At 32.0% G+C, this 14,376-nt stretch carries 13 protein-coding genes; 9 read left to right on the top strand and 4 right to left on the bottom strand.

Features of this window, described 5'->3' with window-relative positions:
* Positions 1 to 133: 133 nt before the first annotated feature.
* From VW161_RS03810 to VW161_RS03800, 3 genes are all read right to left on the bottom strand, one after another.
* Entirely contained in the window at positions 134 to 1,351 is a 1,218-nt protein-coding gene (locus tag VW161_RS03810; protein WP_325192722.1) for an ornithine cyclodeaminase, read from the bottom strand.
* A gap of 271 nt (positions 1,352 to 1,622) precedes the next feature.
* Positions 1,623 to 2,561, bottom strand: coding sequence for an agmatinase (speB, locus tag VW161_RS03805; protein ID WP_304087368.1), 939 nt, complete (start codon positions 2,559 to 2,561; stop codon positions 1,623 to 1,625).
* Positions 2,562 to 2,800: 239 nt separating this feature from the next.
* Positions 2,801 to 3,208: a translation initiation factor IF-5A gene (locus VW161_RS03800; RefSeq protein WP_295608705.1), complete on the bottom strand. Its 408-nt coding sequence runs from the start codon at positions 3,206 to 3,208 to the stop codon at positions 2,801 to 2,803.
* A gap of 342 nt (positions 3,209 to 3,550) precedes the next feature.
* Here VW161_RS03800 and VW161_RS03795 point away from each other — a divergent pair, with 342 nt between their 5' ends.
* The 7 genes from VW161_RS03795 (at position 3,551) to VW161_RS03765 (ending at position 11,484) form a co-directional block, all read left to right on the top strand.
* Positions 3,551 to 4,012: a pyruvoyl-dependent arginine decarboxylase gene (locus tag VW161_RS03795; RefSeq protein ID WP_304087365.1), complete on the top strand. Its 462-nt coding sequence runs from the start codon at positions 3,551 to 3,553 to the stop codon at positions 4,010 to 4,012.
* A gap of 41 nt (positions 4,013 to 4,053) precedes the next feature.
* Entirely contained in the window at positions 4,054 to 5,925 is a 1,872-nt protein-coding gene (locus tag VW161_RS03790; protein WP_304092955.1) for a bifunctional NADP phosphatase/NAD kinase, read from the top strand.
* Positions 5,926 to 6,032: 107 nt separating this feature from the next.
* On the top strand, positions 6,033 to 7,709 hold the full coding sequence (cfbE, locus tag VW161_RS03785) for a coenzyme F430 synthase (protein WP_304104944.1): 1,677 nt from the start codon (positions 6,033 to 6,035) through the stop codon (positions 7,707 to 7,709).
* A gap of 177 nt (positions 7,710 to 7,886) precedes the next feature.
* Positions 7,887 to 8,756 (top strand): hydroxymethylbilane synthase, encoded by an 870-nt coding sequence (gene hemC, locus VW161_RS03780; RefSeq protein WP_304087360.1) that lies wholly within the window; start codon positions 7,887 to 7,889, stop codon positions 8,754 to 8,756.
* A 336-nt stretch (positions 8,757 to 9,092) separates the two neighbouring features.
* On the top strand, positions 9,093 to 10,040 hold the full coding sequence (locus tag VW161_RS03775; RefSeq protein ID WP_304092964.1) for a Gfo/Idh/MocA family protein: 948 nt from the start codon (positions 9,093 to 9,095) through the stop codon (positions 10,038 to 10,040).
* Positions 10,041 to 10,125: 85 nt separating this feature from the next.
* Positions 10,126 to 10,740 carry an orotate phosphoribosyltransferase-like protein gene (locus VW161_RS03770; RefSeq protein WP_292787476.1) on the top strand — a complete coding sequence of 205 codons (615 nt, stop codon included), beginning with the start codon at positions 10,126 to 10,128 and terminating at the stop codon, positions 10,738 to 10,740.
* A gap of 396 nt (positions 10,741 to 11,136) precedes the next feature.
* The gene (locus VW161_RS03765) at positions 11,137 to 11,484 is read left to right on the top strand and encodes a hypothetical protein (RefSeq protein WP_304104947.1); all 348 of its coding nucleotides are present in this window, start codon (positions 11,137 to 11,139) and stop codon (positions 11,482 to 11,484) included.
* 88 nt (positions 11,485 to 11,572) lie between these two features.
* On the opposite strand, the gene VW161_RS03760 is transcribed toward VW161_RS03765, so the two are convergent.
* Positions 11,573 to 12,379, bottom strand: a complete 807-nt coding sequence (locus VW161_RS03760) for a DUF169 domain-containing protein (RefSeq protein WP_325192721.1) — start codon at positions 12,377 to 12,379, stop codon at positions 11,573 to 11,575.
* A gap of 241 nt (positions 12,380 to 12,620) precedes the next feature.
* Between VW161_RS03760 and VW161_RS03755 the strand changes: the two genes are divergently transcribed.
* Positions 12,621 to 13,439 carry a protein-ADP-ribose hydrolase gene (locus tag VW161_RS03755; RefSeq protein WP_325192720.1) on the top strand — a complete coding sequence of 273 codons (819 nt, stop codon included), beginning with the start codon at positions 12,621 to 12,623 and terminating at the stop codon, positions 13,437 to 13,439.
* Between the two features lie 10 nt (positions 13,440 to 13,449).
* Positions 13,450 to 14,367: an SIR2 family NAD-dependent protein deacylase gene (locus VW161_RS03750; protein WP_304092975.1), complete on the top strand. Its 918-nt coding sequence runs from the start codon at positions 13,450 to 13,452 to the stop codon at positions 14,365 to 14,367.
* Positions 14,368 to 14,376: the final 9 nt, after the last annotated feature.

The following is a 14,376-nucleotide window of genomic DNA, read 5'->3' as shown; positions in this document are numbered from 1 at the left end:
AATAATAATAATAATAATAATAATAATAATAATAATAATAATAATAATAATAATACTTTAAAAAATTCTAAAAATGTTTAAAAATAATTAAAAATTAAAAAATTTAAAAAAAAGAAAAAAGAATAAAATAAATTTATTCATGTAATGCATTGTATAGAACTGGCAAGAATGCACCTACATCAGTTACAATACCGACAACTTGTGCACTGCCTCTATCTGCAAGTTTAGTAACGGTAGATGGGTTAATGTCTACACAGATACTTTTTACTCTTGAAGGCAATAGATTACCAGTTGCAATGGAATGCAACATAGTTGAAATCATAATGACCATGTCAACTTCCTGAGCATACTTACGCATTAATTTTTGTGACTCAACAGTGTCAGTAATCACATCAGGAAGAGGTCCGTCATCACGAATGGAACCTGCCAATACAAATGGAACATCGTTTTTAATACATTCATACATGATTCCGCTTTTTAAGGTCCCATCTTCAACAGCTCCCCTAATTGAACCTGAATTATTGATTCTGTTGATTGCTCTCATATGGTGAGTGTGACCGTGAGCAACAACTTCACCGGTTTTTACATTTACACCAAGGGAAGTTCCGAATTGATCACATTCAATATCGTGAGTAGCCAATGCATTTCCTGCAAAGATAACATCAATGAATCCTTCCTTAATGAGCTGTGCAACAATTCCTGCAGAACCGGTGTGAACAATAGCTGGACCTCCAACGAGAGCTATTTTTCCACCATTTGCCTTAACATTCTTGATTTCTGTTGCAACATCATTAATGATGCTCATCATTGGCTTTTCAGAAGAAACTTCACTGTTCATGAATTCAAATACACCTTGCTTTCCTCTTGACCTTTGAGGTGGTGTGATTTTTACTCCTTCTCTTCCAACGACAATCAAGTCTCCTTCTTTAATGTCTGCAATTGGCTTGCAGCTAGCAGTCTTGTTCTCTTCATCAATAACGATAAGACAATCCATTTCAATTTCTTCTACAAGAATCCATTCACCTTTGTAGTAAATATGAGTAACATGATGGCTTGTTGAATAAAAACCTTCTGGAGCTACTTGATCTTTTGGAGAAGGCACTAAATTTACCTCTTCAATTTCAGATATTGAAACCCCAATAAAGTTAAGTTCATCAAGAATAGAATTTAAAATATCGGGAGATTCTGCTGAAACCATTATTTTAGCTTTACTAGTATCAGATTTGCGTTTTCCTATATCAAACTCTAGTATATCAAAGTCTCCACCGTTATCCATGATAATATCCATGGTTTTAGGAAGAGTTAAAGAATCGATGATATGACCAGACAATTCTATTTCTCTCTTATACATCAAAAATCTCCTTAGTTTTTATAATTTTGTAAATATAATTAATAATATTATTAATTTTTTATTTTTGTAAAAATGACTTTAATTACTTTAATAATTTTAATTTTACTTATATGATTTTACTTATATAGTAAATAATAGATTATAATTAGAATATGTGTTTAAGTAATATTTATATTATTTGTTAAATGAGAATGGAAAATAAAATAGTTAAAAATAATTAATGATTTAAAATTGAATGATTGATAAATGATTGAAAAAAATAATTAAAAGTTTAAGCGAATAAAGTCAAGAAGTCATAAATCATTTTAGCTGCAAGAACAGCTGTGATATCTCCTAATTTATCGCTTGCAACCTCTACAAGGTCAAATCCAATAACATCAATAGCTTCATTACTTGCCAATGCTTCAAAAATGTTTTCAACATCAACAGGATGCAATCCATTTGGAGTTGGATTTCCTACAGATGGTGCAAATGCCGGATCAATTACATCCATATCAATGGAAACGTAGACTTTTCCTTCTAATGAATCAAGCTTTTCCAAAAGAGTGTCAAAATCATCAAAAAGGTCTTTTGCCAAAAAGCTGGTGATATTCCCTTGAGATTCAACAAATTCATTTTCTTCAATTGAAAATGATCTGATTCCTATTTGAATCAATTCCTTTGGATTTAAATCATGAACTCTTCTCATGATTGTAGCGTGTGAATCCTTTTCTCCAATGTATGTATCGATAATATCTCTATGAGCATCTAAATGGATGATTGTAACATCAGACAAATCATCATTATCTTCCAAATTCGCTAATGCCTTGATGGATCCAATGCTTACGCTATGTTCACCGCCAATGATAATCGGCTTGATATTGGATTCAATCAACTCTTCCACAGCATCTTTAAGAGAATCACAGGTTTTTCTGCAGTTCCCATGAACGACATTCAGGTCTCCGCAGTCATAGAATTCCCCATCCAAAAGCTTTTCGAATGTTGAATTGTATTGCTCAAATCCAAATGATGCCTCTCTAATGATTGTAGGACCATACCTTGAACCATGATGGTAGGAACAAGTGCTGTCAAATGGAACTCCAATTATTCCCCATCTTTTAGATTCATTAGAATCATTAGAATCATTAGAATCACCATTACCTGAATTGTATAAATCTATAGATTCTGCTGAAAAAGCAAATTTCCATGGTTCATAAGTATTGAAAAGCATTTTATCACTTGATTTAATAATTTTTAATAATTCTTATTTTTGAATTTATCTTGAAAAATAATTAATTAATTGATTAATTGAATGTTTGAATATCTCAGTTAATCAAGTAATTAATTAAAAATAGAATAAATAAAAAATAAAAAAAGTTTGATTTGATTTGATTTGATTTGATTTGATTTGAAAAAAGATTGAAATCGGATTTTAAAAAAATCCAGAAAAAGTGTAAAAAAACTAAAAAATCATACTTTTTTAGTTCTCATGATTTTCATATTGCCTAAAGCAATGATATATTCTACACCTAAGTCAGTACCTACAGCACCTCTGATTTCTTCATCGAATTCAGCAGGTATAGGTAATTCAAAGGTTTCGAATGATTCTAAGTCCATGATTTGAACTTGGTCACCCATAACAGCTAAAATTTGACCGATTCTTTTGTCAAGAATAGGTACTTCCACTTTAGTGTCCACAGGTTTTACTAAACTTCTTTTTTGACCATCAAAAATACCAACAGCTTCTAATCTTGCTTTTGCAGCTCCATGTTTACCGGGAGATGAAGTGGTTAAGCTAGTTACTTTAGAAGCTTCTCCGTCTAATACAATATATTTTCCGACTTTTACGGTTTTAAGTTCTACAACTTTGGTTGACATTAAAATAACCTCACAATAATAATTAAAAATAAATTTAATTGAAATTTATTTATTTAATTTCATTTTTCTGAAATTAAATACGATTAACCTAATAAAATATAGATTAATAATATATTAATTTAAAATTATATATAAACTTTCGTATGAAAAATATGTCAAAAGGGAATATCCAGAATAATATTTTATAAATTAATATATTATAAAAGATAAATATTATTTAAGATAAAAAATTTTTTTAATAAAAATGGGATAAATAAACGATTGAAAAATAAAAAAAAAAAAATAAAAAATAAAAAAAATAATCGGAATAATTTATCAGAAATTTTAAAATAAAGTGGTATTATGAGAATAGCTATTGTTTCAGGTTCAAGTGAAGGCCCAACAGAATTGAATGCTTTTGATAATGCTTTATATGAAGCGGAAATTGGTGATGTGAATTTAATAAAGGTATCCAGCATGCTTAGAGCCAATGCTAAAGTTGAAAAATTGCCTAAATTGAAAGCAGGATCAATGGTGAACTGCGTTTTATCAAGCTTGACTTCCGACAACAAAGGAGATGAACTAATTGCTTGTGTTGCAGTGGCTATTGGCGAAGAATTGGGATGTGTCGTTGAAGCAAATGGAACCAATCAAAATCCAGAAGACATCAAGAACGAAGCAATAGAAATGGTAAAGTACATGATGGATAAGAGGAATGTGAAGATTAAGGAATTGATTGTAGAGGAAGCGCATCACACTGTGAAGGAAATAGGATCTGCAATAGCTGCAGTCATTTACATTACTGATGATATTTTAGAGCGATAATAAAATTTTATAATCAAGCAAAACATGATTGAGGGGATAGTATGAATCAAGAGGATATAGATATTTGCAGAAAAATTGCTACCACAGTTTTTGAAAAAGTGGAAAATCTCCTTGAAGGACAAGTGGGAAATCCTAAGGCTGGAGAATTTGTTAAAATAGGTGCAGACGGCACCCCTACATCTTACATTGACATCATAGCAGAAGATGAGGTAATCAAACTCCTTAAGGATGCTGATTTTGAATCTTATTTGATCAGTGAAGAGATAGGGGAACTTAAACTAGGAAAAGGAAAACAGGAAACTATCAGTCTTAGTGAAGAATTGCTTAATAATGTTCCAAAAACCAAAAAGGAAAGAGAAGACCTGGATAAACCCAGATTCATATTCTTAATCGATCCCCTTGATGGAACAAGCAATGCAATCAAGAACATTCCAGCATATGGTATGTCAATTGCAGTGGCAAATGTGCCAGAAGGAAGAGAAGCAACCTTAAATGATGTTCAACTTGGATTCGTGAAGAATTATGCTAATGGAAACTTCTACGAAGCCATTAAAGGAAACGGAGCAAAAAGAAATGGGAAACCAATGACACCAAGCAGTGAAACAGACTTGACAAAAATAAGCCTTGGAGGATTTACCAAAAGCAAAACATTATCAGTATCCAAATTAGTGGACACTGCAAGAAGAATGAGAGTATTAGGTTCTGTAGTGCTTGAACTTGCTTATGTTGCAAGCGGAAAATATGATGCGTTTCTTGATTTGAGAGGAAGTAGGATCATCGATATCGCTGCTTCAAAGCTTATCGTAGAGGAAGCCGGAGCTATTGTAACCGATAAGTACGGTGAAAAATTAGACAGCAGATTAAGCATCTACGAAAAGGCAGTTGTTGTAAGTGCAGGAAATCCTGACTTGCATAATCAAATAATCAAAATCATAAACAATGACGAATTGGATAAGATTCAAAGCGTTGCAATCGTCAGTAGAGTTGACGAGTATAAATCAGTGCTGTTTTCACTTAAGATCTTTGAGACATTGATTCAAAAAAATATGGAAACTGTTATTGAATCTTCACTTGCAGAAAAGCTGGAAGAAATCAAAGAGAACTCGGAACTCCATAATATCATTGCAAAAACAATGAATGAAACTCCGGAAATCGCTAAGCACATTGAAAGCTTGAATTTCAACTACAACTTCAGGGATTATGCTAAAGAGTTGAATGAACTTAGAACAGATATGGCAATCATTCTTGGAGGGGATGGGACTCTCCTTAGAACCCAAAACCAATTGACCAAGGAAATACCTATTTTTGGAATCAATATGGGTACTGTAGGATTCCTGACAGAAATTGAAGTTGAAAACACTTTCGAAGCTCTTGATGCAATATTAGATGGAGAATGGTCTAAAGAGAAAAGAACACAGATCATCATTTCCCACGAAAACCAAACTTTCCGTGCATTGAATGAAGTTGTAATCATGACTGCAAGACCTGCTAAAATGCTTCATTATGAAATCTCTGTAGACGGGGAAGTTGTAGAGGAATTAAGGGCCGATGGTTTAATCATCTCTACACCCAGTGGTTCAACCGCTTATTCAATGTCTGCAGGAGGGCCTATTGTAGACCCTAAAGTAGGTGCATTCATCATAGTGCCTATTTGTCCATACAAACTTGGAGTAAGGCCATTTGTTGTATCTGATGGAAGTGAAATCAGAATCAAGCTCCTCAAAAGAGGCAAGAAAGCGATTTTCGTAATGGATGGTCAAATTCAAAAAGAAGTGAATTATATGGAAGAGCTCGTAATCAAGAAATCAGAAAAAGACGTTTACTTCATGAGAATCAATAAGAAATACTTCTATAAGAAAGTTAAGGACAAACTTAATGAAGGAGGATTAGACAGCATCAACAGAGTATTATAAATGCTCTAACACTAATCTTTCCATTTATTTATTTAAAAAAAATCAATTTTAATTTTATATTTCTTCTTTTAAAGCAATTTATACTAATTATTTAAAGATGTGAAACAATGAATGTTTTTTTAGTTGATTTGACCCATGGAGGAGTCAAGATATCCTCAGAACTTGCCAAATCAGGAATTTATGAAAATGTATTTGCATATGACTTATACAATACATTGAAAAGTGAAGATGAAAATCTCTTACTCACTTATGATGTAAACATAATAAAAGATTTGGACTCATTTAAAAATCAGCTAAAATTAAATTCCATTAAAAGGATTGAAGAAAAAGCTAGAGAAAAGAGTGAAGAAGAAGAGATAGAAGAAATAGAAAAAAAAGATCTGATAATCAATCCAATTCACTCCTCATTAAACATTTATGAATTATTGATTGAAATAGCAGATATGATTGGCTCAGATAAGGACAGCGTATTGAATCAATATGATATTATCAACCATCATCAAGCTACAGAACTTGTTTTATCCCTCTGGAAAGAGGAAACAACTGATCAGAATATAAAGACAATAGAAATAACTGGTGTTAAAGGAAAAACAAGTGTTTCATTCCTCTTAAAGGAAATATTTTTAGAAAACAACAAAGACACATTGTTATTATCCAGTTTAGGAGCTTATCTATTTAGAAAAAATAATGATAATGAGCAAAAGCTTATTTTACAAAAGGATATAAGCATTACCCCTGCAAATATCATAAACACCATCCAACTGGCTAAAAAGATAGCAAACCCTAAATGCAGCACATTTCCAATATGCGATAAGAATCGGGATTTAGAGGAAAGGATGGAAGAAAGTGAGATTCAGGAAGACTTTAATGAAAATCCATATGCTGATTTGAATTATGAAATGGCTATTTTTGAAAATTCATTAGGAATTTGCGGTTTGGCAGACATTGGAATCTTAACTAACCTGGTTGAAAACTATTCCATCGCAAAAGGCCAATCAGATGCAAGAAACGCTAAAAGGCAAGTCTTCAAATCCCCATCAGTTGTGATTGAATACGAAACCTTGAGTGAATTCTATCCAAATGAAAAAGAGGAATATGAAGAGAAAATAAATAGCTTTTCCTTAACTGACACAGATGCAAATGTCTACTGCGAATCCATTGATTATGATATCGAAAACACAAGTTCCAGAATAATTTATCATGACTTGAAAACTATTGATAGAAAATTAATTAATGGTAAACTTGATGTAGATTGCTTTGCACCAGGACCCCATCATATTCTAAACGTTTTAGCAGCTTCAACAACTGCACTTGCATTAGGCATAGACGAGGAAACCGTTCAAAATGCTTTATCAAACTTTAAAGGAATCGATGGGAGAACAAATGTGAGAGAAATCGATGCTGAAAAGGGCTTAAGGATAATTGAAGAGATCAATCCAGGAATCAATACAAAAGCTATCGAAAGTTCAATAAACATGATAAAGAACATTGACGATTATTATATAATAATTGGCGGAAAGTATGGAGTTACATGTGAAGAGATAGATGAAGAGAAGCTATCAGAATTTTTACATGAATACTTGAAAAATAATCCAAATACCAATTTAATTTTAACTGACGAAGTTGGGAAGAGTTTAGAGAATAAAATCAATGCATTGAATGAAAATAAGTTCAAAATAGAATTTATTGAAGATTATCAAGAAGCTCAAAATCAAGCAATAGCGAATAATAAAAATATCCTATTCATCTATAGATCTAATTATTCACAAGTTTCTAAACGATAAAATCAAAATAAAAAAAAAAAATATTAAAAATTTAAATAATTTTATTAAGAATAATTTACAAAATTAATATGTTAAAGATTAAAACTAAAGATTAAAACAAGGATTTAATCCAATTTAATCTATTAAATCAATTTTATAAATTCACAAATTTTCATATAAAAAGCTAAGGCGAATCAAATGATTGTTGGAACTAGAGGAAGTAAACTTGCACTTGTACAGACAGACTACATCAGAAGCTGTTTATACAATATCACTGGAGAAGAAGTAGAAAAGAATATCATAAAGACCAAAGGGGACAAAATTACAAATTCCCAGTTATATAATATGGATTCTAAAGGACTTTTTACAAGAGAACTTGACAATGCACTCCTTGATGAGGAAGTGGATTTTGCAGTTCACAGCCTAAAGGATGTGCCTACCGAATTAAATGAGGATCTTGAAATTGTTGCAGTTCCTCCAAGGGAAAGTCCTAACGAAGTGCTTATTTCAAACTACAGCTGGAGCGAACTTGAGGAAGGTTCCACACTTGGAACAAGCAGCTTAAGGAGAGAAGCATTCTGCAAGCTCCATGACAAGGACTTTGAATTGAAACCAATCAGAGGAAATGTCGAAACAAGAATCAAAAAGGTCATGGATGGAGAAGTTGATGCAACAATCATGGCAGAAGCAGGATTGAATAGATTAGGCCTTCAAGAATACATTAAAACAAAGTTCCCAACAGATTATATAATGCCTGCAGCAGGCCAAGGCGCTTTAGCAGTGATAACTAGAAAAGACAGTGAATTTAAAGAGACAATAGCTAAATTAAACCATTATTTCTCATTCCAGGAAGTGCTTGCTGAAAAGACTATCCTTGAAGAGATAGGTGTAGGTTGCCAATGGCCAATTGGAGCAATAGCTGGAATAAAAGACAAGAAGCTAGAGCTTAATTCCATCTTGCTTGATAAGAATGGGGAGATCCTATATCAAGAGACAATTAGAGGAAGCATAAGGGAAGCTGAGGAAATGGGAAGGAAAATAGGCAAAAACATGCTTGAATTCCTTTAAAATAGCTAAAAATCCTTTAATTGGATTTAAAAAAATTCAATTATCTTAAGATTTTTTTAATTGAAATTGCATTTCATGAAAAAACTTGAATTTTCATGAAATCAAAAATTATCAAAATTCAAAAAATGGTTAAAAATTCTTAAAAATCAATTTATCCTATTTTTTATATTATTTTAAGTAAATTAACCATTGATTCTTTTTTATTTTAAATATTAATCAGTATAATAGCGATTATAATAATTATTAAGAAAAAATTATATGAAAAAATATAAAATTTTAATAATATTTATAAGTTATAAAACACAAAAATATAGTTGAATAATTGGAGGAATATCTTTGAGAACTATAAATGTTGGAGTTATAGGTGTAGGTGCAATGGGATATAACCATGCACGTGTATATTCGAAATTGGAAAATGCCAATCTCGTGGCAGTGGCTGATGTAGTAAAGCCAACCTTAGATAAAGTTGTAAAAAAATATAAGACAAAAGGTTACTCTGAAATCGAAGACTTATTGAAAGACCCTGAAATTGAAGCAGTAAGTGTTTGTGTACCAACAACCTTCCACCACGAAGTTGTTATGGAAGCCATTAAACATGGAAAACACGTTTTAGTAGAAAAACCAATCGCTTTTACTGCTGAAGAAGCTGAAGAAATGATTAAAGCTGCAAAAGAAGCAGGTGTAAAGCTTGCAACAGGGCATGTGGAAAGATTCAATCCTGCAGTGCAAAAAGCTAAGGAACTCATTGAAAATGAAGTTATCGGTGACTTAGTAACAATTTCAGCTAAAAGAGTAGGTCCTTTCCCACCAAGAATCAAGGATGTGGGAGTGGCTATTGACCTTGCAATTCACGATTTAGATGTAATGAACTTCTTGATTGAAGCACCTGTAAAACAAGTTTATGCTACTATGAGCAGCATTTTAGATCAATCTGACTTTGAAGACCATGCAGAAATCATGATTAGCTTTGATGAAGATATTACAGGCATTTTAGAAGTAAACTGGTTAACTCCATACAAACGTAGACAAATCGAAATTACCGGTACTGATGGAATAATCACCATTGACTACATTGACCAAAGCATTGAAGTTTATGGTAAATTTGCTCAAGACATTCAAATCAAACCAGCAGAGCCATTAAGTGAAGAATTGAATTCATTCCTATGTAAAATCGAAGCGGATGAAGAACCTGAAATTACTGGTGAAGATGGGCTTAAAGCTCTTAAGATGGTTCTTGCAGCAAACAAGTCATCTAAAGAACACAGTCCAATCAATTTTAGATAAAAGTTATTCCAATTCATTTAATAAACTAAATAACTCAAAGATTCCTAAAATATTTAATGAAATTTATGATTAATGAGGTAAAAAAATGAACCAAGATCTTATTAACAGAGCTCAGGAACTTAGAAACCATGGATTCACAACTGGTGAAATAGCTGATGAGCTTAATGTATCAATGGATACTGCACAATGGTTAACATTACAAAGAAAAGAAGAGCCTGCACAAACAGAAGCACCTGTTGACATTGCAATTAACTGGAACAGTTTAGGAGGTAGTGCAAGCAGACTCAGATACGTTGCAGCAGCTTTAAGTGACATTGCATTGAAACATGGTGAAATTGACCTTGTTGTAGGAATTGCAACCAGTGGAGTTCCATTTGCAACCATGATGGCTGACGTAATTGAAGAATTGACTGGAACCACAACATGCATATCTATTTTCCACCCTAAAAAACACAGAACCAACCCAGCTAACAGCGATGAAGGGGCTATAAGCAGCAACTTTGGTACTGTAGAAGGTAAAAGAATAGTTATTGTTGATGACGTAACTACCAGTGGTGACACAATTACTGATGTAATTAAAGTAGTTAAAGACCATGGTGGAAATCCAATTGTAGTAACTGTTTTAATCGATAAATCAGGACTCGAAGAAGTGGATGGAGTCCCAATCGAATCATTAATTAAAGTAAGTCAATTAAGATAATTAACTTACTTCTTATTTCTTTTTTTTTAACTTTTTTTAAAAAATTTCTTCAATTTAATAATCCTATTTTAATTAAAACTTATTTTAGAAAATATTCATTAAAATTACATATTCATAGTTACATATAATTATATACTGAATTTGAATATTAATTATAATATTAAAATCTTAAAAAAATAAAGGTTGTTCAATTTACTTAAATCTTAATGGGTGTGATGGAATGGAAGATGAAAAACCAAAAGGAATATTTAATAAAAAATGGATTTTAATTATTCTTGCATTAATAATCATAATAGCAGGATTAGTATTTTTATTAACTCCCAAGTCGATACTGACATAGAATGCAGTGGTGTTGATTATTCTAATCCAAATGGCACAGAAGAGATACATATTTTCTTGAGTTACACTGACCACTCAAATGATACGTCAAAAAGGATTGAAATTGAGAATAAAACTATTCTTGTAAATTTAACTGATGAACAAAACATTACAAAGGAATATAATTTAACTACTGATGGATGGGGAGAAGGATATATGGAGAATTTAAAAAATGGAACTTATAAAGTTTCAGCAATTTTCCCAGGGGATAACAAATATAAGCAATCAATAGAATATGATGAGTTTACTATAAAATATTTTAAACCATTAAATGTCACAACAAATAACACAACATATTACAAATATAATTATACTACCCAACCAAAATATCAAACAAGATATGTTGTACGTTATGTTTATGTATAAAAATAGTTTATAAAAAAATTTAAGTGAAATTTCATTATAAAAAATGAAATTTTAGTTTTTTACTTATTAAAAATAAAGCTTTTTTATTTTATTTATTTCCAAAATCATCCCAGAAATGAGTTTGGAAAACACTTTTTTTACTAAGCTCCTCTAATTTCAAGAATAATTTCCAAGGCATGGACAAGTTCATGTATTCATCTGGAATCAATCTTCTCATATGAGCTCTTGCTGCAAAGTCAAGCGGACTTAATACAGGAACGGGATCATCACTCCCATTTTGCTCAAAAGTGAATGCACCAATAGCTTGACAAGCAGATGCCTGAGGAGTCATTATATGAGCGCTTTCAGTTCTGAATGAACCGTTCAATTGAAGAATTGCAGATAATTCCATAGTGTTTAATGTGAATACGACAGAATCTGGAATTTCCCCTTCTTCAAGAAGTTCTATCGGCTTGAAGATTACATACTGTCCTTCATCATATAAAGGCCTGTTCTTGATGTTTTCATAAGCTGTATCAAAATCTGAAAAGATTCTTTCCCCTTTCTTAAACATTTCCTGAGTTGGCTTCGGCATGAAGCTTAACCTATGAAGAAATGCATCCTTATCTTTAGCTGATTCTGTACCTAAAGATAAAAATGTAGCTTGAAATGCTCTGTCTTCATCTGTCTTGAATCCAGTTCCCCAACCAAAACCTGCAGACACTCCTCCGCAAGTTATGTTTTCACGACCAAAAGCAGTGACTTTTCTCTTAGCAATGGTTTGCCCAACAAGAGACATTACACAACCGCCTCTACCTGCTTTAGGAGCCAACGCATCATCTGGCTTTTCATCAGCTTTAATTAAGACAATAGGATCAAATTGCCCATTTAATTCCTTTACAATATTGAATTCCATTTTAAAACAACCCTTAAATTAATTTATATAATTAATTCTAGATTTATGCAATGAAATATAAAGATTTTACTATTTAAATGAAAATAGATAATTATTAATCAAATTAAGTATTTTTACTACATTTAAAGATAAAAAACTGTCAAAATTAACAAAATCAAGTTACTTCCCAGTTACAAAAAAGATTTAAATATATACGAACAATAATTAATATAAGAAAGAAAGATGATTCATGAGGTTAAAGATGAAAGAATTTGATAAAAACATTGAAATAGATTTTCTCATAAATGAATTGATTTCCACCAATGAAAGAATAGACAATAATATGGAAATCCCTAATGACTATGAAGAAAAGAGAAAATTGCTTAGAGCATTGATGAATACAAAAACCCCAGTTCATTTAAGTGATAAATTCTATGAGATTAAAGACAAGATTCTCAGTGAAGAAACAAGCAATAAGGATTTGGTTTCATGTATGGACATAAATCCGATTAGCCAGAATCATGATGAAATAGAGTCAAAGATAGCATTGTGGCAAGGAGACATAACTTGCCTTAAGGTGGATGCAATTGTAAATGCAGCTAATGGTCAAATGTTAGGATGCTTCATTCCACTGCACAATTGCATTGACAATCAGATTCATTCAGCTGCAGGATTCCAGTTAAGAATGGACTGCTATAAAATCATGCAAGAACAAGGCCATGAAGAGCCAAATGGAAATGCAAAAATCACCTCTGCGTATAACCTTCCTTCAAAATATGTCATCCATACTGTAGGGCCTGCAATTACCTATGGACAGGAACCTAATGAAAGGGAAATAAATGAGCTTGAAAGCTGTTATGAATCTTGTTTAGAACTTGCAGAGGAAAATGGGCTAAAATCAATAGCTTTTTGTTCTATATCCACAGGAGTATTCAACTTTCCAAAAGACCAAGCATCCAAATTAGCTATTGAAACTGTAAGGAACTATCTGATGAACAATCCAAATACAAGCATTGAAAGGATAATCTTCAATACATTTTCAGATGAAGCTACAGAAATCTACAGAAGAAATCTAGAATAGGGGGAATTACATGGAAGACTACTATAAAAGAGTGGAAAAATTAAAAGAATTGATTGATGATTCGGATTACATACTAATAGGAGCTGGAGCAGGATTATCAACTGCTGCAGGAGTTGAATATGCAGGAAAAAGATTTACAGACAATTTTCTGGAATTTATTGAAAAATATGGATTCCAAGATATGTACACTTCAATGTTCTACCCATTTAAAAGCCCAGAGGAAAGATGGGCATATTTTGCAAAGCACGTTTATGTAAACAATATTGGAATGGATGGAACCGATCTTTATAAAAAACTCTTCAGCATAGTGAAAGATAAGAATTATTTCGTGATAACAACAAATACTGATGACCAATTCCTGAAATCCGGATTTGACAAGGATAGATTCTTTAGAGCACAGGGAACATACAGCAAAATACAATGCTCAAAAGCATGCCACAATAAACTATATGATGATGAGGAATTGATTTTGGAAATGATGGAAAAGACTGATGGGGACTTGAAAATACCAAGCGAACTTGTTCCAATATGCCCAGTTTGCGGAGAGGAAATGGATTTGAACTTAAGAAAAGACAGTTTCTTTGTAGAGGATGAAGAGTGGCATGAACAGAACAGGAATTACATCGATTTTAGACAAAAGGCACTGAATGGAAAATTGCTCCTTTTGGAATTCGGAATAGGGTTTAACACTCCAATTATAATTCGTTTCCCATTCGATGATTTAGTGAAATCAAATGAAAATGTCAATCTTGTGAGATTCAACAGAAGCCACACAGAATTGACAGTGCAACATAATGGAAATTATTATTTGGTTCCTGAAGATGAACTTGACAATTATGTTTCTCCAGACATTAAAGAGAGATATGTTCCTTTCAAGGAGAGCATTGATGAAACATTGAAAAAAATAAAATATTTTGTGAAGATATGATCTTCCAGA

The organism is Methanobrevibacter ruminantium (assembly GCF_016294135.1).
Taxonomy (GTDB): Archaea; Methanobacteriota; Methanobacteria; order Methanobacteriales; family Methanobacteriaceae; genus Methanobrevibacter; species Methanobrevibacter ruminantium_A.
This window is presented reverse-complemented; position numbering and strand designations above follow the sequence as displayed.